The organism is Bradyrhizobium cytisi (assembly GCF_008123515.1).
In the GTDB taxonomy this organism is placed as follows: Bacteria; Pseudomonadota; Alphaproteobacteria; order Rhizobiales; family Xanthobacteraceae; genus Bradyrhizobium; species Bradyrhizobium cytisi.
On record NZ_VSSR01000075.1, the window covers coordinates 1 to 21,346 of the forward strand.

At 61.3% G+C, this 21,346-nt stretch carries 18 protein-coding genes and 1 pseudogene; 9 read left to right on the forward strand and 10 right to left on the reverse strand.

Features of this window, described 5'->3' with window-relative positions:
- Positions 1–237: 237 nt before the first annotated feature.
- Positions 238–1,014: pseudogene (tnpC, locus tag FXB38_RS36075) on the forward strand (IS66 family transposase); the annotation flags it as partial.
- A 109-nt stretch (positions 1,015–1,123) separates the two neighbouring features.
- On the opposite strand, the gene FXB38_RS36080 reads toward tnpC, so the two are convergent.
- Positions 1,124–2,032: a MurR/RpiR family transcriptional regulator gene (locus FXB38_RS36080; protein WP_148755696.1), complete on the reverse strand. Its 909-nt coding sequence runs from the start codon at positions 2,030–2,032 to the stop codon at positions 1,124–1,126.
- A gap of 711 nt (positions 2,033–2,743) precedes the next feature.
- Entirely contained in the window at positions 2,744–3,481 is a 738-nt protein-coding gene (locus tag FXB38_RS36085) for a hypothetical protein (RefSeq protein ID WP_148755697.1), read from the reverse strand.
- A gap of 553 nt (positions 3,482–4,034) precedes the next feature.
- On the opposite strand from FXB38_RS36085, the gene FXB38_RS36090 reads away from it, so the two are divergent.
- A complete protein-coding gene (locus FXB38_RS36090; protein WP_246230405.1) occupies positions 4,035–4,349 on the forward strand; it encodes a hypothetical protein in 315 nt (104 codons plus the stop codon).
- Here the strand turns inward: FXB38_RS36090 and FXB38_RS36095 are convergent.
- On the reverse strand, positions 4,346–5,704 hold the full coding sequence (locus FXB38_RS36095; RefSeq protein WP_148755698.1) for a tyrosine-type recombinase/integrase: 1,359 nt from the start codon (positions 5,702–5,704) through the stop codon (positions 4,346–4,348). The genes FXB38_RS36090 and FXB38_RS36095 overlap by 4 nt on opposite strands.
- Positions 5,705–6,547: 843 nt before the next feature.
- Here FXB38_RS36095 and FXB38_RS36100 point away from each other — a divergent pair.
- A complete protein-coding gene (locus tag FXB38_RS36100) occupies positions 6,548–7,438 on the forward strand; it encodes a sensor histidine kinase (RefSeq protein ID WP_187435386.1) in 891 nt (296 codons plus the stop codon).
- 13 nt (positions 7,439–7,451) lie between these two features.
- Positions 7,452–7,889, forward strand: a complete 438-nt coding sequence (locus FXB38_RS36105; protein ID WP_148755700.1) for a hypothetical protein — start codon at positions 7,452–7,454, stop codon at positions 7,887–7,889.
- A gap of 514 nt (positions 7,890–8,403) precedes the next feature.
- On the opposite strand, the gene FXB38_RS36110 is transcribed toward FXB38_RS36105, so the two are convergent.
- The 4 genes from FXB38_RS36110 to FXB38_RS36125 form a co-directional block, all read right to left on the reverse strand.
- Complete coding sequence (locus FXB38_RS36110; protein ID WP_148755701.1) at positions 8,404–9,186, reverse strand: class I SAM-dependent methyltransferase; 783 nt, start codon at positions 9,184–9,186, stop codon at positions 8,404–8,406.
- Between the two features lie 130 nt (positions 9,187–9,316).
- Positions 9,317–9,799 (reverse strand): transcription elongation factor GreA, encoded by a 483-nt coding sequence (greA, locus tag FXB38_RS36115; protein ID WP_148755702.1) that lies wholly within the window; start codon positions 9,797–9,799, stop codon positions 9,317–9,319.
- A 45-nt stretch (positions 9,800–9,844) separates the two neighbouring features.
- A complete protein-coding gene (locus FXB38_RS36120) occupies positions 9,845–10,324 on the reverse strand; it encodes a hypothetical protein (RefSeq protein WP_148755703.1) in 480 nt (159 codons plus the stop codon).
- Between the two features lie 175 nt (positions 10,325–10,499).
- Positions 10,500–10,856, reverse strand: coding sequence for a hypothetical protein (locus FXB38_RS36125; RefSeq protein ID WP_148755704.1), 357 nt, complete (start codon positions 10,854–10,856; stop codon positions 10,500–10,502).
- 455 nt (positions 10,857–11,311) lie between these two features.
- Between FXB38_RS36125 and FXB38_RS36130 the strand changes: the two genes are divergently transcribed.
- Both FXB38_RS36130 and FXB38_RS36135 read left to right on the forward strand, forming a co-directional pair.
- Positions 11,312–12,856, forward strand: a complete 1,545-nt coding sequence (locus FXB38_RS36130) for a peroxidase family protein (protein ID WP_148755705.1) — start codon at positions 11,312–11,314, stop codon at positions 12,854–12,856.
- A gap of 367 nt (positions 12,857–13,223) precedes the next feature.
- Positions 13,224–14,540 (forward strand): YncE family protein, encoded by a 1,317-nt coding sequence (locus tag FXB38_RS36135; RefSeq protein ID WP_148755706.1) that lies wholly within the window; start codon positions 13,224–13,226, stop codon positions 14,538–14,540.
- A gap of 88 nt (positions 14,541–14,628) precedes the next feature.
- Here the strand turns inward: FXB38_RS36135 and FXB38_RS36140 are convergent, their stop codons facing one another.
- Complete coding sequence (locus FXB38_RS36140) at positions 14,629–15,147, reverse strand: hypothetical protein (protein ID WP_148755707.1); 519 nt, start codon at positions 15,145–15,147, stop codon at positions 14,629–14,631.
- A 43-nt stretch (positions 15,148–15,190) separates the two neighbouring features.
- Positions 15,191–16,738, reverse strand: coding sequence for an acetolactate synthase large subunit (locus tag FXB38_RS36145; protein ID WP_148755708.1), 1,548 nt, complete (start codon positions 16,736–16,738; stop codon positions 15,191–15,193).
- A gap of 264 nt (positions 16,739–17,002) precedes the next feature.
- Between FXB38_RS36145 and FXB38_RS36150 the strand changes: the two genes are divergently transcribed.
- Positions 17,003–17,578, forward strand: a complete 576-nt coding sequence (locus FXB38_RS36150; RefSeq protein ID WP_148755709.1) for a L,D-transpeptidase — start codon at positions 17,003–17,005, stop codon at positions 17,576–17,578.
- Between the two features lie 86 nt (positions 17,579–17,664).
- A complete protein-coding gene (locus FXB38_RS36155) occupies positions 17,665–18,480 on the forward strand; it encodes a DUF2927 domain-containing protein (protein WP_187435387.1) in 816 nt (271 codons plus the stop codon).
- Positions 18,481–18,588: 108 nt separating this feature from the next.
- Here the strand turns inward: FXB38_RS36155 and FXB38_RS36160 are convergent, their stop codons facing one another.
- Positions 18,589–19,716 (reverse strand): threonine synthase, encoded by a 1,128-nt coding sequence (locus FXB38_RS36160; protein ID WP_148755711.1) that lies wholly within the window; start codon positions 19,714–19,716, stop codon positions 18,589–18,591.
- 370 nt (positions 19,717–20,086) lie between these two features.
- On the opposite strand from FXB38_RS36160, the gene FXB38_RS36165 reads away from it, so the two are divergent.
- Complete coding sequence (locus FXB38_RS36165) at positions 20,087–21,343, forward strand: GTP cyclohydrolase II (protein ID WP_148755712.1); 1,257 nt, start codon at positions 20,087–20,089, stop codon at positions 21,341–21,343.
- Positions 21,344–21,346: the final 3 nt, after the last annotated feature.

Here is a 21,346-nt window from a genome sequence, read left to right on the forward strand (position 1 = left end):
TGATCGGCTAACGCTCTAGCGTGGAAGGTCGGCCCTGAAGAACAGAGGGGGCACAGACCCTCCCCGATTTGTGTGCCCCAAGGGAAGATGGCACGGGGGCATGGCGGGGTCATACAAAATGTAGTTTGGTCAGCTGTGGCCTGTTATGGCCGCATATGGCGAAATCCCCTACAATGCATAGACTTATCTACTTTTTACTATGGCTGACGCGGGTTGGCTAGGGACTACGGATTGTGGTTCATGTGGGCCTATCGCAGCGGCCAGGACTGCGCGCAGCCGGTCGTGCTGTTCGATTACCAGCCCGGTCGCGGCCAGCAACATCCTCAGGCCTTCCTGGCCGGCTATCGCGGCTTGTTGATGAGCGACGGCTATGACGCCTGGCGCACGCTGACAGGCGCGACCCATCTCGGCTGTATGGCGCATGCGCGCAGGAAATTTACCGATGCGCTCAAGGCCAGGACAAAGCCCGGCGGTCCGCCATTGCAGGCGCTCAAGTTCTTCGAGGCGTTGTATGAGGTCGAGAGGGTGGCGCGCCAGACGCCGCCCGACGGCGAAACGCGCGCCTCATACACCTTGCGGCTGCGCCAGCAGCATAGCCTGCCGGTATTGGCCGCCTTCCGGACCTGGCTCGACGACCGGGCGCCGAAGGTCCTACCCGAAAGCTTGACCGGCAAGGCGATCGCCTATGCGCGCAACCAATGGGATTATCTGACCCGTTACACCAGTGACGGTCTCGCCCCGATCGATAACAATGTTCTGGAGCGCGACATCAGGCCGTTCTGCACTGGACGAAAACGTTGGCTGTTCAGCGACACCGTTGCCGGCGCCAAGGCAAGCGCCGTGATCTACAGTTTGGTGCTGACATGCCGGGCATGCGGCGTCGATCCCTATGCATGGCTACGTCACGCGCTCACCGAATTGCCCCAGCGCGCGCCAGACGCCGATATCGAAGATCTGTTGCCGTTCAACTGCACCGCTCAAAAAAACCTGCCAGCTGACAACGACAGCGGCTGACGGTCGAACGCTCAGGATCAATCAAGCCGTTCCGATGATCCCGCTGGGGCCCGGCGTCACGCGACGCCGCAGCCAGCCGCGCGCGCAGCCTGTCCAGTAAAGTGCGCGCTTACGTTCGATTGCGCGCCATCTCGGTCACCGTCGGAATTCGTGGCGTCGAGTCACGGCCCGGCTGAAGCAGGGCGGCCGTTGCCATCGCAATGCACTGGACCAAGCACATCGGTGCCGCGAGCGACCTTGAGAACAGATATTCGTCCTCCGGAATCGTGAAGAGTGTCCGGGCGTCTTTCGCGAGGGGCGACAATTGGCTGTCGGTAATGGCTATGATGTAAGTTCCGTTGGCTACGGCCACCTCGGATATGACGACGACTTCTTTTGCATAATGTCGAAATGCGATCGCGATCAGGACGTCGCGGTCGGTCATGGTCGTCGCCATTTCTTGCGCCAGGCCACCGGCAGGGTCGAGAAGGACGACGCGGCGGCGCAGCATCGTCAGAAGATACCTGAGCAATGATGCAATAGGTTCGGATCGAAGTTGTCCGGCAATGTAAATCGTTTCCGCCTGCACGAGCAGTTTGGCGGTGTCGGCGAGGGTTTTTTCCGATACGACTTCGAGAAGATCTTGAAGTGCCGCCATGTCGCGCACGACCAGATCCCGCAAATAGCCGAGACTGCCGTGATCCTTATTTCGTGAAAGTTCACTCTCAAGAGCGCTGATGCGCTCCCGAAATCCGGGGGCGGCAGTGGCAAGTCTTGTCTGAAAAACGGATTGCAGCTGTTTGAAGCCGGAGTAGCCGAGGCTCTGCGCGAAACGGACGAGGCTCGACGGATGCGTCCGGCATTTGGCGGCGACGGCATTGATCGATTCGAGTGCCACCACATTCGGATTCTGCGTCAAGAATCTCGCGATCTGCTGAAATCCGGTCGACAAGTTTGGGTATTCGCGAGTGATCAGATTGACGATCCCCTCATAATTTTTCGGGATTGTTGCTGCTGGTCCGCTGCGCTTGGTTGGCATTCTCATTCCTCGCCTGCGATTCCATCGCCCGCCTGAAGATCAATTTCTTTGGCGTATCTCAGAAACCGCGTGATTCATCGTGTCAAAAAAGTTCATCTGCCGATCGTGAAATTATTGTTGCAAAAGTAGAATTAAGCAACGATAATTGTTGAGAGCGCATGGAGTGCGCCGACAACAAAATTCGAAACCAAGGAATGAGCTGGTCCCGTTTGTCTGAACAGAATCTCCGCGTCGATAAGTGGAGCCTCTGCCAGGGTTACCCCCGATGCCACCTGCCTTACTTTGGCTGGCCATCCCCGGGATATTAACAACCTAAGAGAGACGCGCCTAGGAGCTCATGGCTGCTAGAGCGACCAATTGATGTGTCGCACTTGCCCGCGACCGCTCACCCATCATTCGGCCGCCTCTTACCAAATGCCCGCTCATTGAAGATCGAGGTCTACTATCGCTGCAGCGTGATCTGCCGGCGGGCGTTGCTCAATACTCCCTGAGTGTTTTCTTGCGGAGAAGCATCCACCCACACGGTATGGTCCGTCTTATGGTGAACTTTATTGGCGATGTACATTTGCCAGAAGAATCCGGACCATGCCAAAGTCACCAACCGTTCGACATTCTCCCGCACGCATGCTGGCCTTGGACCGCCGCCGTGAAAACTACCGGTCTAAACTGTTCAACTTGAAATCCCCTGTGCGGCCTTCTTGCATGTTCATTTTAAGAACGCTGAGCGGCGCCGCCGAAGTAGGCTTCAATCTCCCGTCGGATGCGTACGGACCGTGCCTGATAGAGGTCGATCTGCGCCCGTATCGCGATGATCTCGGCCTCAAGTTCATCCATAGCCAAGCCAAACTGCGTGCGAGCCGTAGCAAAGCGATTTCGTTGTTCCTCGATCTCGGCCAGCCTGCTCTCCAGCGCAGACGGGTCCCACTCGGCATGATTGGATGTCTCTGCGGTCCACGCTCTCACCACGTGCGCTGCGTTTTCCGCATGTCGACCCCAATTAAAGCAGCTGTATAATCGCTGCTCAACGCGCAGTTGCGTGGCAGCGTCCGCCGCTGGCAACGCTGTCTGAATGTCTTTTTGATAGGTTGATCCCTCGACGCCAAAACCGTCACCGCGGAACGCTTCAACAATCTCCAAGAAACCATGGGCAACACGATATTGAAGAAACCCGCTTGCGAAATAAGCGGCAGCTCGAAGCCCGGGAAGCAATCGTTCAATCCGATCTTCTTCCCGGCTTAAGATGTTTATCCTGATCTGACGTGTGACATTTCGGACTGCAACACTTGCTGTGAATAAGACGCCGCATATCGCGAACACGCCGACCGTTAGCGTCTGCCACTTCTCAATGCGCGACAGATCGAGCGGACCCCAAAGGCCTAACCAAACGGTGATAGTTGCTGCGAGCATGAGCGCTGCCATCGTCGGCAGTCCGGGCAGTTGAGGTTTCATAGCGCTTCTCTGCCAAAGTTCATCCAGGATCGGACACCCGCGCTTGCGCGGGTGTCCGTCCGAATGAACTCAATATCCATGGCTCACCCTCTTGTTCGAGAAGTACAAAATGAGAACAATAACGCAAGGCCCAAAAATATTTTTGGCACGCGACCACGCCCGTCTTGGCGGTGCGAAATCGGTGCCACGCGGTTTCGGTTGGATGAGAAAAAGCGCGCTGGGGAAATTAAAAAAGCCCTTGCGGGCTAATCGCTTGAGGGTGGTGGGCGCACCAGGGCTCGAACCTGGGACCCGCTGATGAGTCAGCGGGTCCAGGGCGGTAATCTGAGTGTCTGATTCCGATTTCCAAACGACCGTATCAGTTAGCATCAGAAACGATGTTGTCGCAACCACCGGGCCCTGCGATTGCTTGTCAACCTCGTGGCAAAGGCAACGATTCGTCCTATTTGTACGCCACGGCTACCCAGCCGCAATATCTGCGCTCTCGATCCCTTTCCTGCTCGAGAAGCCTCGATCCTAATGCCCCAGACCGATCACGGTTCAGGGCAAAGGCATGAGCGGCAAGGACGAAGCGCCTCGGATCAAGGGATTCCGGGCGCCAGATAGTCTGAAAATGCCGAGTACCACGAAGCGCCGCCGCAAGAACCGTGGTATGCCGCCGCCCGCGACATTCGATGTCGATACGCTGCCCGGCAGTTCTAATTTGACAGCATTAGAGGCGGCCGCGGTTATCCGGCGCACGCCGGGAGCGCTGGAGCAGTGGCGGCGCGATCCGAACCACCCGCTGAAATGGCGCTACGTCGATGGCCGCCCGCTTTATCGTGTCGATGCGGTGCGCGATTATTTGGCCAGAAGCCAAGACCACTAAGCCGCCCCAGCCGCATAATGCTCGCGGAGACGGCCGAGCAGTTCGGCCTTGATCGGGTCGAGCGGATTCGTCCGCTGCAGCCGCACCACCTTGCCGACCCGTTCCGCGCCGACTAACTGCGCGATGTAGTCATGAGCCGCGTCGAACGCCATCTTGCGGATGATCCACTGCTCGTCGTGATTATAGACCTGATCGATTCCACGCGGCTTTTGCCCCACGCATAGCCGTTGGATTTCGTTGTCGTAGCCGCAACGAGACATGATGGTTCGCAAGCTCCGCCTTAAGTCATGCATGGTGAACTTGGGGACAGCCGCTTCCTTGATCAGACGGTTGACCATCTTGGTGAAGCCCGACATCTGGCCGCCGGTCTTCGGTGACGGGAAGACATAGTCGGACGTTGCGCGCTGGAAGTGTTTCGCGGCGGTAAGCACCTCGTCAACAAGATGGGTGCGCGGCACGTCGTGGTGTAGGCCCATTTTGGTCCATGCCGCATCGAAGGTGATGCGATCATCCATGATGTGCTTTTGCCACTCGATCATGGTTGGTTCGCTGCGACGCGGGCCACCGAGTAGGCACATGCGTGTCAACAGCCCAAAAGCCCCGAGTTTGCCGGATGCATGCCAAACCTTGATGATCTCCTCATCGATCAGCGCGCGGCCCTTCGTTCGGCGCCCGACCCTCTGTGCACGGGTTTCCTTGGGCGCGCGATAGCCGGCGAGCACGTTGTGCTCCACATAACCTTCGCCTACACACCATTCGAGGAAGGTGTGCGTGTGCTTGCGCACGTCCTTGGCGGCGCCGCGCTTACCGGTCTTGGCGATCCTGTCCACCGCCGCCATGATTTGCCGTCGCGTCAGCTCGCCGATGGCGAGGTCGAAGTGATCTTTGAGACCGCGTCGCAACGCCGACATTGCCGGTTTCCAGTTGACGACTTGGCGTCCGGTCAGGGACGTTTCGTAGGGGCCATCTTCAATGATCAGGGTCGCCAGCGTAGTGCACTGCCTCTCTGCCAGTTGTTGTCGCTTTGCCTCGCGTTTGGCCTCGTTCGGATCGACTCCAATGACCACCTCGCCGGCGGCGACGGTAGCGGCCTTGCGCGCGGCCTTCTCATTGAACTTCGGCCATGCGCCCAGCGTCTTGCGTTGGGTGCCTCTCGTCCCAGGCTTGGTGAACAGGAAGACCCAGGTCCGCCCGCCAGTCGCGCGCATCCTGATGGCAAGCCCCGGCTGCTCTGTGTCGTGCAGATAGTACTGCGACTTGCCCGGCGGCAGCGTGGCTGCACGTATCGCAGCGTCAGTGAGCCTCAGGTAGTTCGTCGTCACTTCGGCTCTAAGACCCTTCTCGCTGTTTTCCATTGTTTGTGCCCTTACTCCTTGTGCCCCGGGACACGTCGAAGGAGATCCAAGAAACGGATCCTAAACCGCTCACTCCACGTTCCCAGCTCTGTTGTGCCCCACGGGAAAATTCACGCAGGGCACGGCAGGGGCATACAAAATGTAGGAAGGCCTCCTATGGCCTCCTATGGGCCAACATGGCCGGAAATCCCTGCGCTGCAAGGACTTTTGCAATAAAACTATGGCTTGATTAGGTTAGCTAAGGCCTACGGATTGTGGTTCACACGGGAGAGGTCCAAGGTTCGATCCCTTGTGCGCCCACCATTCATCATCCTGAACCCTGCTGGTTGCGGACGATCCCCGACACGGGCGGCTTTCGTCACCGTCCCGTTGAAATGTCGAAAACAACCCCATGCACAGTAGCCGATGTCAGTCGGATCAGCGGATTACGACTTTTCCGAAACACCACTTGCTCCGTCGGGCAAAACAGGGGCAGGATGGCATCCTGCCCGAGAAGTGCGCGGCATGTCTGCCAAAGGCGAAGGAGCAGACGACGACCCAGCTAGTCGTCAACGGCGCAGGATCATGGGCCACGTCGCGAATGACGTGAGCCAACATTTTACTACCGTCCCGCAGCCGAAGCTAATCGAGACGATCAGCACGCTGAGTCTTCAAAGGTTCGCTCGATGCGGATTGGATGAAGTCGCTGGTAGCGCTGACCGGCCGCCGGGCGAAGACACTGAAGAAGGTCGAGCGCGACGCGGGCAACAAGGCGCTCGCCGCGTGGCGTAAGCCAAGCGAAGCCGTTTACAATGCCGCCTACGGCGTGCATGGTACAGCATTCGCACGCATAGGGATTTCATCGTGGCAACCCTTACTCAAAACATTGAAAATCGTGTTCGAAAGCTCCCTAAGCCGTCCAATGCAACGCAGGGCTTGCAGCCCCTCTTCGAGGCTGTGAGCAATTCGATTTACGCGATTGAAGACCTACTGGGGGCAAACGTCGCCAAAGGCAAGATTTCCATCCGCGTCAAGTCACTGTCCGACTCCGACAAGATCGAGATTGTTGTGACCGACACCGGGATAGGTCTCGATGCTAAACGTTACGAAGCGTTCTGTGAAATCGACACAGACTTCAAACGTGCCAAGGGCGGCAAAGGTGTTGGCCGCTTGTTCTGGCTGGATGCCTTTAGCTCGATTCTCGTTGAGAGCGTCTACGACAGCCCAAGCGGGAGGCTTCGTCGGGTCTTTTCATTCGTTTTAGAGCACGATGACCAGGTCAAGCCGAGCCGGGAAGACGAGCCAGCGCCGGGTGCTTCGACCGGTACCACCATAACGTTCCGTGGCCTACGCACAAAAGAATATGCGGACACGTTTCCGAAGCGAGCCGACACCTTCCTTCGGTACTTCAGTGCGCACTTCATCGCAGACTTTTTGTTGGGAAGCGGTCCGACGATTATCGTCGATCTCGATGGCGATGTTACCACCTATCCCAATGCCGTCGCGGAGCTCACAGTAGGCAAGCCACTAAAGACTGGCGCGTTCGAGTTACAAGAGTTTGGCGAACTGTCGATCATTGGTTTCACTTGCAAGGCTGAAGCCAGCACGGGACTTGACGGAAAACATCAACTCCACCTTCTCGCGAATGGTCGAACGGTCGAAACGCGCAAGGTCGATAGTTTGCTCGGAGTGACCGATCTTACACGCGACGCGACCAAAGACCTTGTCTTCCATGGCTGTGTCTCTGGCGAGTAAACCGCTTCGCACGATGATGATCGTTGAGTTCAAGAGGCCTGGCCGCCGAGATTACAAAGAAGCCGAAGATCAAATTGAGGCGCAAATAGTAAAGTACCTCGGGCAACTACGAGGTGGTGAACTTGAGTCGTTCGACCGTACCCGGATCAGAGTGGCGGAAGATTGCATTTTCCATTGTTATGTAGTCGCCGACATCGTTGGAGACTTGGAGCAGCAGTTGTCGAATTGGGAAACGACTGCCAATGGTGAGGGGCGCATTCGACCGTTGAAAAATCACTACCGGGGCTCGATTGAAGTTATCCAATGGCAAGACCTCGTGAACGATGCCTGGGATCGCAATAGGGCGACGCTTCACGCTGCGGGCTTGAGCAGGTCAAAGCCGACCCACATCGAGGCTCCGGCTGTCGCTAAGCAGCCGGAACAAGTATTCGATCCGGCCTTCGTTGCGTAGGGCGCGCCCTACACGACAAGGGGCACCAAGTTTTCCAAGGTGCCCCTCTCGTGGCCACCCGAGTCGAGCAAGTGTCCGCCGTGTAAAAATCGGTGCGTGCAAATGCACGTTCCATCAGCCCGCAGCCTTCGCGCGGGAGAGGTCCAAGGTTCGATCCCTTGGTGCGCCCACCAATCATCATCTTGAACCCTGCTGGTTGCGCACGATCCCCGACGGGGGGTGACTTTCGTCACCTGTTGCTCGAAATGTCGAAAACAACCGCATGCACAGTAGCCGATGTCAGTCGGGGTTACGTATTATCCGAATCTCGATTGACGCGTCGGGCAAAACAGCGGAATAATGGCACCATCCGACAAGAGCCTATCGGACGATGAGACCGACCCATGGCCCGATCGTGTCATCGGTTTCTGCGCTCGCAATGACAGAGCAAGGGGTGAGACTGCGCCCGATTGACGCGCACGCCGCCTTAAACCGCCGCGCCGTCCGCACGGTGCGGACAGCGCCCTCGTCGAACTCACGCCGATGGAAGCGGATTCGCGGCCTTGGTGTATTTCAGCGCGCCGATGCCAAAGCCTTCCTGGCTGCGGTTTTGAATGAATTCCTTGTGCTCGTAGAACGGCGACAATTCGCGCCATAGCTGCGGGACGCCGCCGGCCCAGGCGCTGGTGTTGCCGCTGGATTCGCAGATGTCGTGGAACAGGATGATGCCGCCTTCGCGAACGAAATGCCGGTAGCAGAGGAAGTCCTGCTTGACGCCTTCGTAGCGGTGATCGCCGTCGATGAACAACGCGTCGATCAACCTGCCATTGAGAAACTTCTCGACCCGCTTGACGCTTTCATCCGCGTAGGACGGCATGTCGAAGAAGGTCCATTGCTGCTTCGGCGTCGCCAGCAGCTTCAGCATTTCCTTGTTCTTCACGTGCAGATCGATGCAGATCATCGTCTCCATCGTCGGAAGAAATCGTCCGAACAGCAGCGACGTTCCGCCGTTCAGGGTGCCGATTTCAACGACGAGCTTCGGAGCGGACGCCGCGATGTAGTCGAGGGCCGACGAGATCTCCGTCTCGATCTGGCAGGAGCCGGTGCCCATATGCTGCTTGGTGAAATCGATAACGTCCTGCACGCTCGATCCGCGCTTGTATTCCCCGATGATCTCGTCGCGCTTCTGGGTATTGAACTTGAGGCGCAGTGCCGGTCCGCTATCGGCCAGCCGCTTCTTGATCTGTCTGACCGCGAGAACGGCGGGATGAAATTTCAGTTCCGTTAGACGCTCATTGAAGGCCTTGCTCATCGACATGATCGAACCTCACTTCATGCAGAGTTGCCCGACAGTTCCAAAGCCCAGGATTGCTTCAAATTATGATCGACTTAAGGTTTTTGCTTGACGGCGAGATGAAACGGGGAGCCGGAATCGCTCCGTAATCTCGTTACGCGATCTCGATAAGCTCGATCTCCTGTGTTCCCGAGCCGACGACGTCACCGACGGCCTTCCCCATCAGCGACTTCGCGACCGGCGACACGAACGAGATCGAGCCGGCCTTCGGATCGGCTTCATCTTCCCCGACGATACGGTAGGTCTGCACGCGGCCGTCGGTGCGGCTGAACGTCACTCTGCTGCCAAAGGCGACCGTCTCGTTCGACGCCGGATTGGGAACCAGTTGCGCGGTGCGCAGCCGCTCGGCGAAATAGCGGACATCGCGCAGGGGCGCGGCCGACTGCCGGCGCTTTTCGTTGACATCATCGATGGCTTGCGCGGCTTCATAGGCCTCGCGCGCGTCCTGGAACTGCTTCTGCAGCGCCTGCAAACCTGTCTCGGTCACGAGGTTCGGATGCGGCGAGATCGGGCGATCCGGCAGCAGTGTCTCGGAGGCGGTCTCGGCGCTTTCTTCCTTGGTAAAGGCGACGCTCAATTCGAATATCCTGTCGAACAGTTTCGGGTCACGGCTGTACCAGACCTATATCTCAAGTTCGACGAAACGACGGAGCTTGAACACGAGATCTGGCAATGCCTGACGGAACCGGGTCGCGTTCTGGAACGTGGTCGAGAACGGCGCGAAAGTGATCATCGCGTTCCAGTGCCGATAGCCGTAGACCGTCACCGAGACGCCGGACGCCGGAAAACCCTCGATCTTGCGCAATTCGCCGAGCACGAGACCGGCAATCGCGTCCGCGGGCAGACGCCGCTTGCCGTCCGGTGTCAGGGGTGGACCGGGCGCAACCGGCCTCGGAGCCGCCACCGCTTGATCGGATGCATCCTGGAGCTTCGGAGACTCCGCTTCCGGGATTTGCGCTACCTCCGCTAACGGTGCGGCCGCCGGCGCGACCGGCATGAAGTCAGCAAGCGGCGGCGGGCTGGCGGCCTCTGCGCGTTTGTTGCCTCCCAGGATGCTGCTGATCATGGCCACAAGGCCAGCATCCCTCGCATCGTCACTCATCACGGCTTCCCCCCGGCTTGGCCTACTTTAACACCGGCACCGTAGACCGCCACAGGGGTCGGCTGATCGAGCCGTCGGCTGCTGCTTGGCTGCTGCTTGGCCGCTGCTTGGCTCCTGCTTGGCTGTTGTCCGGTTCCACCACGTCGGGGAGCCCCTCGTGCCGCGGTGCGATCGGTCACTGCTTCTCGAACGGAATATATTGCTGGTACTGCTTCGGCACGGAGCTGCGATAGCGCGCCGGAACGGTGCCGCTGTCGACCGAATGGTCGATCTCCTGCTGCCGCGTCATCTTCTTCTTCGCCGGCTTCTTGTCGGCGCTCTTCTTCGGGCCGGCTGGCGCCGTCGAAGTGTCGGTGGTCGCAGCCGGCGTGGTGGTTGCGGCCGGTGCAGTGGTCGCTGCAGGCGCAGTCGTGGTGGCCGCGGCGGCCGGCGGCGTGCCGCCTGCGGCGGGCGCGCTCTGCGCGAGCGCGAGCGGTGTCTGCATGATGAGCGCCAGTGCCGCAGTCGCAGCCAGCAAATATGATTTTTGCATCAGAACCTCCAAAATGCCTGATCACCAATAACGGAAGCGTAGTCCCGCGGGATCGGCGCGTGCAAGCCCGCCGAACATAGGCGGGCGCCGGGCCGCAAACTGTGGCCGAGATCACAGTGCCCACGAGGCGGCGCGCGCGCGCCAATGCAATTTTTACGCGAACACGATGTTCGCGACGACAAAACACCTGCCGATTAGGTCGGTGAAGCTGACATTGCTTCGGGTCGAGATTTTCGATGACGAGAATGTTATTCGGCATTGCTGCGGGAAAAATTTGCAAAGCGCATCCGCGGCTTGACCGCAACGCGCGCTCGTCGAACGCCATCGACGTCGCGCGATGTGTGAAGCAGCGCATTGCGACGTCGAATTCCGCGATCTAGCCTCACATGCATAGTGTACAACGTACAACTTTAACTTTAGTTGCTTGCCGTCGTAACTTTTCATGGAGGTACTTTATGAGCAGTCGTCACGCCATTACGCCGCGCGGTCTCAACGCCACCCGTTCGCCGCTGTCACAAGGCCGCTTCGGCCGCATGTTCCGCAATCTGACGCCGGCGAAATTCGGCCCGAGCGAGGCCGACAACATCGCAAATCTCGCGGCGCTCGCCGACAACATGGTCGGCGATTTCGACCCTCCCAAAGACGGCCCCGACGCCGAGGAGAGCGGAATTCCCGCGCTCTACACTTATTTCGGCCAGTTCATCGATCACGACATCACCTTCGATCCCGTGAGCTCGCTGACCAAGCAGCAGGATCCGGACGGGCTCGTCGATTTCCGCACGCCGGCGCTCGATCTCGACAATCTCTACGGCCGCGGTCCGAACGACCAGCCCTACATGTACGACAGCAGCGGCAAGTTTCTGCTCGGCGAAACCTTGACCGGCACCGGCGTGTCCAACGCCAGCGACCTGCCGCGCTTCAAGGGCCGCGCATTGATCGGCGATCCCCGCAACGACGAGAACAGCATCGTCTCGCAGTTTCAGGGACTGATGCTGCGCTTCCACAACCGCATGGTCGACGACAATGAGGGGCTGTCCTTCGAGGCCGTGCAGCAGCGCGTGCGCTTCCACTATCAATACGTCGTGCTGAACGACTTCCTGCCGCGCATCGTCAATGCCGGCGTGCTGAACGATCTCAGGACCGGCGGCCATTACGACCGCAGCAGGCTCGCCTACTATCACTGGAAGAATTTTCCGTTCATGCCGGTCGAGTTTTCGGTCGCGGCCTACCGGCTCGGCCACTCGATGATCCGGCCCGGCTATCGGCTGAACGACGCCGACAACATGCTGCTGCAGATCTTCCCCGATCCCAACAACCCCGACAACAATGCGCTGACCGGCTTCCGCGCCATGGGTCCGGGACGCGCCATCGACTGGGGGCGGTTCATCGACATCGACACGCGCGCCTATGGCGTCGAGGACGACAGCACCAATCCGGACAACAAGCGGCGGCTCCAACTCGCCTACCGCATCGACACCTCGCTGGTCGATCCGCTGCGCAAGCTGCCGCCGGAGGTCGCCTCCAATCCGTCGTCGCTGGCGCTTCGCAATCTCGAACGCAGCTGGCGGCTCGGGCTGCCTTCGGGCCAGGCGGTCGCCAGGGCGATGCACCTGACGCCGCTGACCGACGAGCAGATCGTCATCGGCCGGGCCGTCGACCATCCCGACCCGACCGGCGATCCGCAGGTTCCGATCTCCTCGATCGCGAACGGCGTGTTCAGGGGCAACTGCCCGCTCTGGACTTACATCCTGGCCGAAGCACGCCAGTTCCAGACCTCGGTCACGATCCCTGCCACCGGCGCGCCGGCGAGCGGCATCAACACGCCGCAACTCGGCCCGGTCGGCGGACGCATCGTCGCCGAAGTCTTCCTCGGCATGATGTTCGGCGACGCCTCCTCGATGCTGTCACTCGATCCGAACTGGGCGCCGGTGACCGGCCCCGATTTCCGGCTGAGGGATCTCGTGACCTACGCGCTGGGCCAGGGCGCTGCGCTGCATTGAGCTGGTGACGGTTGACGACGCAAAGGCCGCTCGCATCGCGCGGGCGGCTTTGTGTGGTTCATCGCTCCCCGACGGGGAGAGGTGAATCGAGTCCCGAGCGCGCATCGCTTCAACCAAAACTCATCCGTCTCCAGCGCGTGGACTCACAAGCGCGTCGCGTCCGGTGTGCGCTCAGAGGGCGACATTGAAACCGACATGCCGCCATATCGGCCTTGTCACAACAACGGATTCACGCAGGCGCCCTGCCGGCATCACAGCTCCAAAACACCGCGCCCGACATAAACCTTTGGTTGAACTTTCATCCAGAAAGGAGAAGGGTATCCGGGAGCCGAGAGAACCGGCTCGAAACAAACAAGGGAGCGAAGCAATGCTTGGATACCGAACATTGTTGTGCACCGCTGTCAGCATCATCGTGGCAGTGATGTTTGCAACCGACGCATTCTCGATGGAGGGTCAGGGAAGGGACGGGGCGGTCCGTTTGCTGACGACCGTTCCCATCCCTGGAACGAAGGCGAACATGACCGGCGGCAACATGTACGTGTTCGACATCAGCTTCGTCGATCAGACGACGCAGACGTATTATCTTGCCGATCGCTCCAACGCCGTCGTCGATGTCGTCGATGCAAGAACAAACGCGCTGATTTCGCAGATAAGTGCCAAGCCGGCGTTCAAGGGCTTTACCGGCGACAACGGCACCTCCGGGCCCAACGGAGTGGTTGCGGCGTTTCCGTGGCTCTTCGTGACCGACGCCAACAGCCGCGTGGTCTCGATCAATCTCAGGACCGGCAATACAGTGGGCGACGTATCTACCGGCGGCGCACCGGGCCTCCGTGCGGACGAATTGGCATATGACGCCAACGACGGACTGCTGCTTGTCATCAACAACGCCGACACGCCACCCTTTGCGACGTTGATCCACGTCAGCAAGACGACCGGTGCCCTCACAGTCGGAAAGCGAATAACGTTTGACACGTCGCATACCGGGGTCGACGCGACCAATGGTGCCGAACAGCCGGTGTGGGAGCCGGTGACGGGCAAGTTCTATCTGTCGATTCCGCAGGTAGGCCCGAATGCCAAGGATGGGGCCGTCATTCGGATATCACCTGCCGGCACCGTGGAAGTGCAATATCCGATCGAGTTCTGCCAACCGGCAGGCCTTACCGTAGGCCCCAACGTCGATCTGCTCGCTGGCTGCAATACGGTTTTTGACACCGCGGGCAATCTCTGGAATTCGACCAAGAACGTGACGGCGGCGCCGATTCAGGTAATTCTCGACGCCAGGACGGGTGCAATTGACAAGATCGTGCCCGGCGTCGGTGTTGGCGACGAGGTATGGTTCAACAAGGGTGACGGAAACTACTACACGGCCTCCTCGACCAGCCCGTTGCGTCCGACCGAGGTCATCGGCGCAACCCCCCTGACCGCTCAGGGAGCTGCGATACTCGGCGTCATCGATGCGCGCGATAAGACCCTGAAGCAGCTGGTGCCTACCTTCAACGAGCCTGCGGTGACCACGGGCCCGCTCGTTCACGCAGCGAGCACCGCCCATTCGGTTGCTGCCAATGCGGAAAACAATCATGTGTTCGTTCCGCTTGGCGCCAATAATGTGTTTTCCAACTGCTTGACAGGATGCATTGCGGTATACGGAACAGGGGCACGCGCGGACGAAAGAGCCGAAAGATAGCCTTAGAAAGCCAACGATGAGGTCGCGGGTTAGCGCGCCCCGCGACCTCTTGCTGGTACGGAATATCTGACGTTTAGGAGTACACGCGCTAATGCGCGCCCGCGAGACCGCTCTCCGCGAGTCGCGTCGCGAACCAGAGCGACAGCGCCTGATCGACGACGCCGCTGACATAGACCTCCGACATCGTCACGTTGTGCCGGTCCAGCACCAGCAGCACGCCGATCCAATAGGCGAACCAGACATGCGGGTCGGTCAGCGCTCTCAGCTTGTGCTGATCGTGCTCCAGCGGCGTGTGATTGCTCGCCTTGCGGATCTCGACGGTGAGCAGATTGTTCGGAATCTCGCGCTGGTGCACGACGACGTCGGGGTAGATCGACTTGCCGAGATGATCGTCGGTCGAGATGATCGTGCCGTGCGGCAGATGCAGCGTGCGCTCGCCGAGCCGGTCATAGTTACAGTCGACCGCCCAGCCTGAAAACTGCCGCTCGAGATAGACCGCGAAGCGGTGCGTGATGGCACGCTCGCCGATATCCTTCTCGAACAGGAATGCCTCGTGGGCGTAGAAATCCCGGAGCGCCGCGATCACCTTGTTCAGCTCGGTCTGCATCGTGCCTCCGGGCTCTCGGCGCTCCGTTGTACGTGCGCCTCCCCTACATCTGGACTTCGATCAGGCGCGGCCCCGGCTCGGCGACGGCTTCAGTCAGCGCCTTGTTGAACTCGTCGGCATTGGCGACGACGCGGCCGGGCACGCCCATGCCCTTGGCCAGCGCGACGAAATCGAGCGTCGGGCGGTCGAGGCGAAGCATGTCGTTGGCGCGCTGGCCGGGTTCGCCGGCTCCGACATTGTCGAACTCGCCGCGCAGGATCTGGTAGATGCGATTGGCGAACACGATGGTGACGATGTTGAGGTTCTCTCTAGCCTGCGTCCACAGCGACTGGATCGTGTACATCGCGCTGCCGTCACCGACCATGGTGATGACCTTGCGGTCCGGACAGGCGATCGCGGCGCCGATCGAGAGCGGCGTGGAGAAGCCGATCGAGCCGCCCATGTTCTGGAGCCAGTCGTGCGGCGCGGCGGCCGCCGTCGGGGGGAAGAAGCCGCGGCCGGTGGTGAGGGATTCGTCGACCATGATCGCGTTCTCGGGGATCGCGCATGCGATCGCCTGCGCGATCGAGGCGAAGGTGAGCGCGCCGGTCGGCTTGACCAGTTCCTGCAACGCCTGCGGCTTGACGTCCTTGGCGCTGGCCTTCACCGCGCCAGCGAGCGCTTCGAGCGCTGCGACCGAGTTCTCGCCCCAGGAGGTCATGCGATGGACGTCGCAGCCCTCCGGCTTGAGCATGCTCGGCTTGTTCGGATAGGCGAAGAACGCCACGGGATCGTCGGACTCGACCAGCACGATGTGACGGAATTTCGCCAGCATCGGCAGCGCGTTCTCGATCACGTAGTGAATGCGGTCGATCGAGTAGCGGCCGCGGCCACGCGCCATTTTCGGGCGGAAGGTCGGGCCCATCACGGTGCACCCGGTCTTGGCCGCGATCCGCTCGGCCAGCGCCAGGCCCTTTGCGCTCAGCGCGCTGCCGGTCATCAGCAGCAGCGTGCCCTCGCCGTCGCCGTGCAGGATCCTTGCGGCCTGCTCGACCGCCTGCGGCGAATAGCCGGCGCGCTGCTGCTCGGCCGGCACCTCGGCGATGCCGTCGGCCTCGTTCCAGGCGGTGTCGGCGGGCAGGATCAGGGTCGCGATCTGCGGCGGGGCGCTCTTGGCGGCGGCAATCGCCGCGGCACCGTCAGCGGCGACCGATTTGGAATCCGGCGAGGTGCGGACCCAGGACGACATCGGCCGGGCCAGCCCCTCGATGTCGGAGGTCAGCGGCGCGTTGTAGCCGATGTGGTAGACGGCGTGCTGGCCGACGATATTGACGATGCCGGAATTGGCCTTCTTGGCGTTGTGCAGATTGGCAAGGCCATTGGCGAGGCCGGGGCCGAGATGCAGCAGGGTCGAGGCAGGCGTGCCCTTCATGCGGAAATAGCCGTCGGCCGCGCCCGTCACCACGCCTTCGAACAGGCCGAGCACGCAACGCATGCCCGGCACGCGGTCGAGCGCCGCGACAAAATGCATCTCGGAGGTGCCGGGGTTGGTGAAGCAGACGTCCACCCCGCCGTTGACCATCGTCCGCACCAGGCTTTCCGCACCGTTCATTCTGTCTGCTCCCGCAACCGGCTATTTCCAGCGATCCATGTTCCAGCGATCCATATCCCAGGGATCGGATCAATCATTGTTCGCGGGCCCCGTCAAAGCAAGAGCCGGCGTTGCGGCCCTGCCCCGCACCGGCAAGTTGGCGTGGTTGCCGATTTGCTAACGCCAATCGCAGCAGACGACGTCCCTCACGGCCCCGTGGCTTGCAGAATGCGCGCGAATATGGCCTCTGGCTTTGGTTGAATCGATTTTTTTCTGGGGGAAACAATGATCCGGTTTTTTGCCGCGCAGATCACCGCAATGGCGCTGTTGCTGGCTGGCGCGGCCGACGCATCCGCGGCGGGGATGATCGACTTCACAGGCACCAGCTCCACCGGCTTTCTCGGCGGCGGCTCGAGCCCGATCCCCCGCACCACCGTCATGTATAACGGCAATTATGCCCCCGGCACGGTCGTGATAAACACCGCCGAGCGCCGGCTCTATCTGGTGCTCCAGGACGGCCAGGCGCTGCGCTACGGCATCGGCGTCGGCCGCGACGGCTTCCGCTGGGGCGGTGTGCACAGAATCACCGCCAAGAAGGAATGGCCGGATTGGACGCCGCCGTCGCAGATGATCGCCCGCCGGCCCGACCTGCCGCGCCACATGAAGGGCGGCATCGAGAACCCGCTCGGCGCGCGCGCGATGTATCTGGGATCGACGCTCTACCGCATCCACGGCTCCAACGAGCCGGAGACGATCGGCCAGGCGGTATCCTCCGGTTGCTTCCGCATGACCAATGACGACGTCACCGACCTCTACGGCCGCGTCGGGGTCGGCACCACCGTGGTCGTGATCAACAACTAGGCCGGCAGCGACTGCAGCCGGAACCCGCGGGCGCTTGAATATGCGGACTTGTGCGCAGCCACCGAATACGGCAGCGTTGCGCAACGATGAGCGCATTGGTCCCGCCCTCGGCTGCCCTTCGCTTCGCCCTGCTGGCGTTTGCAGCGCTCACATGTGCGCCTGACATCGCACCCAGGGCGACCGCCGGCGAGTTGCCCGCGATCGCCTCGCGCCAGCGCGCCGAGAAGAAGAGCTTTACCGACGCCGAGATCGTCGACGGCTTTCTGAAGACCGCCTTCGGCGCCGAATACCACCTCGCCGGCCGTGTCGACCGCATCCGCAAGTTCGACAGGCCGGTGCGCGTGTTCGTCGAGAGCGACCGCGCCGACCGCAAGGTGCAGCTCGCGAAGGTCGTGGCCGACATCGGCACGCGCGTGCAGCATCTCGACATCGCCATGACCGCGACCGCAGAGGCGGCGAATGTACGGGTGAAGCTCGTGCGCGACCGCGACCTCAATCGCACCATCGCGAGTTTCTACGGCGCGGAGAAGGCGCGCGAGATCCGCACCTCGCTCGATCCGCAATGCCTGTCCGGCTTCCGCAAGAACGACAATTTCGAGATCGAGCATTCCGACGTCATCCTCACCGTCGACAATGGCGACTTCACCTTTCTCGATTGCGCCTATGAGGAGCTGCTGCAGTCGCTCGGCCCCATCAACGACACCGCCAGCGTGCCGTGGACGATGTTCAACGACAATGTGTCGATGGGCTATTTCGACGTCTACGACCAGTACATCCTCAACCTGCTCTACGATCCCCGCATCAGGCCCGGCATGACCGTGCTGGAGGTGAGATCGGTGCTGCCCGAAGTGCTCGCCGACGTGCGGGCGTGGGTGAAGAGGGTGAACGATCTGAAGGAGTGAGGACGGCGCTTTCGTCATTGCGAGCGCAGCGAAGCAATCCAGAGTCTTTCCGCGGTGACGACTGGATTGCTTCGCTGCGCTCGCAATGACGGAGCAACGCGCAGCGTCCTACCGCACCAGATCGGCCACCGTGGTGGCGGCCTTCAGGCCGGTGCCGGTGAGGACGGCTACCGTGGTCTCGCTCGCCTTGATGGCGCCGGTGGCGGAGAGTTTCTCCAGCGCGGCGGCCGCGCTGGCGCTGGTGGGTTCGGTGAACAGGCCCTGCCGCGCCAGACGGCGCAGGGCGGCGACGATCTCGTCCTCGGTGAGCGCAACCGTGGCGCCGCCGCTTTCGCGCAGCGCGCCGATGATCTCGCGCAGCCGCAGCGGATGCTTGATCGCCGTGCCTTCGGCGATGGTCTTGTTGACCTCACGCGCGACAGGAATATCGACGCCGGCCTTGAAGCTGGCATCGATCGGCGAACAGTTCAGCGGCTGAGCCGCGAACAGGCGCGGCAGTTTTGCAATCTGCCCCGCCTTCAACAACTCGCGGAAGCCGAAGGCGCAACCGAGCAGGCTGCTGCCGGCCCCGACGGGAACGATGACGTTGTCGGGCGCGACAAAACCAAGATCCTCCCAGATTTCATAGGCGAGCGATTTTGTGCCCTCAAGGAAAAACGGCTGCCAGTTGTGGCTGGCATAGAAGGTCTGGCTCGACTGCCGGATAGCTTCGGCCTCCGACTCCTCGCGCGGGCCCTCGACGAGCTGCACTTCGGCGCCGTAGGCGCGCACCTGTGCGATCTTGGCCGGCGAGGTCGAGGCCGGCGCCAGGATCTTCACGCGCATGCCGCCGGCCGCACCGAGACCTGCCATCGACGAGCCGCCATTGCCCGAACTATCCTCCAGAATGGCGTCGACGCCGATCTGCCGCAGGAACGACAGCATCACCGCCGAACCCCGGTCCTTGAAGCTGCCGGTCGGATTGAACCATTCGAGTTTGAAGAACGGCCGCAGATCGCCCCAATCCTGCTGCACCAGCGGCGTGCAGCCCGCGCCGAGCGAAATCGGATGCTTGATCTCCACCGGCAGCGCCGCCCGGTAGCGCCAGAGCGAACGCGTGCGGCTGTCGATGTCCGCGCGCGAGATGCCCGCCCCCGGCGTCACCAGCAGCGGCGTGCGCTCATCCGAGCACCAGCGCGGCTCGTGAAGCGGATAGCGCTTTCCATTGCGGGGATCGATGTAGCTGGCGGTGGGCATGGCAGTCTCCAGGCGATAGGCGATCTCTACGATTTGTCCGATTATGTGGGTCTGGTCCAGCCCACGGCACCGCGGTGGGGCCGCCCTCTTGAAAACATGAAAAATAAAACTATTTCAAACCCTTAGGCCTATCGTGCAGATCGAACAGGAAGGTTCGGCCCTAGCGAAGGCGCGGCATGCAGGCGAGCCGGCCTGCCCGTCGATGACGGGAATTTGGCGATGATCACCTGCCCGGCGCGGCACGATTAACTTGTCTGTCGCAGCTGGCCGCTACAATATGTTGGATTGCGTCGCCGGGGCTCTGTTCCGGCAACGCCGCAGAGCCAGGCCCGTCCGAGCGGCGGGCCGTTGGCTTTTTGGGAGTTTGGCCATGAGCCGCGCGAACCGTACCGACCACATCCGCCTCACCTCGCACCCGGAGCCGGGCAAAAAGGCCGCCTTCCCGATTCACTGGGGTGCTGCCGATGCGCGCGCCCGCGGGCCGATCATCGGCACGGTGTCGCGCGCCGGGGATCGCAATGTGATCGGCAGCCATGGCGGGTCCTACGCGATGTACCGTGCGCTCGCCGTCTCCGCCGGTGCGCTCGATCCGATCCGGCGCCCAGATCTCACCAACACGTTTCCGGCCGCGACCATCGGACCGTTCGAGCAGTGGCGCGATCCCGCAAAAATCGTCGCGCTCGATCCCTGGGGTCATCTCGTCGCCGAGAATTTCGGCAAGGACATCGCCGAGGGCGTCGACATCCGCCCGAGCATCGCGGTGACGCGGGCGAGGCTCGACCTGCCTGAAATCCGCGAGGCGCTTGCGGCCAAGCGATTGCGCGCCGACGGCGAGGTCGTCCATGCCAATGGCAGCGTCTCGGTGGTGAAGATCGCGATCGATCCGGTCTGGTACCTGCCCGGCCTTGCGGAGCGCTTCGCGACCGGCGAGACCGAGCTGCGCCGCACGCTGTTCGAGCAGACCGCCGGCATGTTCCCCGAGCTCGTGACCCGGCCGGACTTGAAAGTGTTCCTGCCGCCGATCGGCGGCACCACGGTCTACATGTTCGGCGATGTGACAAAACTGCCGGACCACCGCACCAAGATCACCTGCCGCGTGCATGACGAGTGCAACGGCTCCGACGTGTTCGGCTCTGACATCTGCACCTGCCGGCCCTACCTGATCCACGGCATCGAGGAATCCGCACGCGGCGCGCAGGAGGGCGGGCTCGGGCTCGTCGTCTACAACCGCAAGGAAGGCCGCGCGCTCGGCGAGGTCACCAAATTCCTGGTCTACAATGCGCGCAAGCGTCAGGAGGACGGCGACGCCGCCGCCGCCTATTTCGAGCGCACCGAATGCGTCGCCGGCGTCCAGGACGCGCGCTTCCAGCAATTGATGCCGGACACCATTCACTGGCTCGGCCTGAAGCGCATCGACCGCTTCCTGTCGATGAGCGACATGAAATACGACGCGCTGACCTCGCAAGGCATCGACATCGTCGAACGCGTGCCGATTCCGCCGGAGCTGATCCCGGCCGACGCCTATGTCGAGATCGCCGCGAAGAAGGCCGCCGGGTATTACTCCGCCGACGACGTGACTGAAAAGGACGTGAACGACATCGTTGGACGTTCGCTGGAGAAATACTGAACG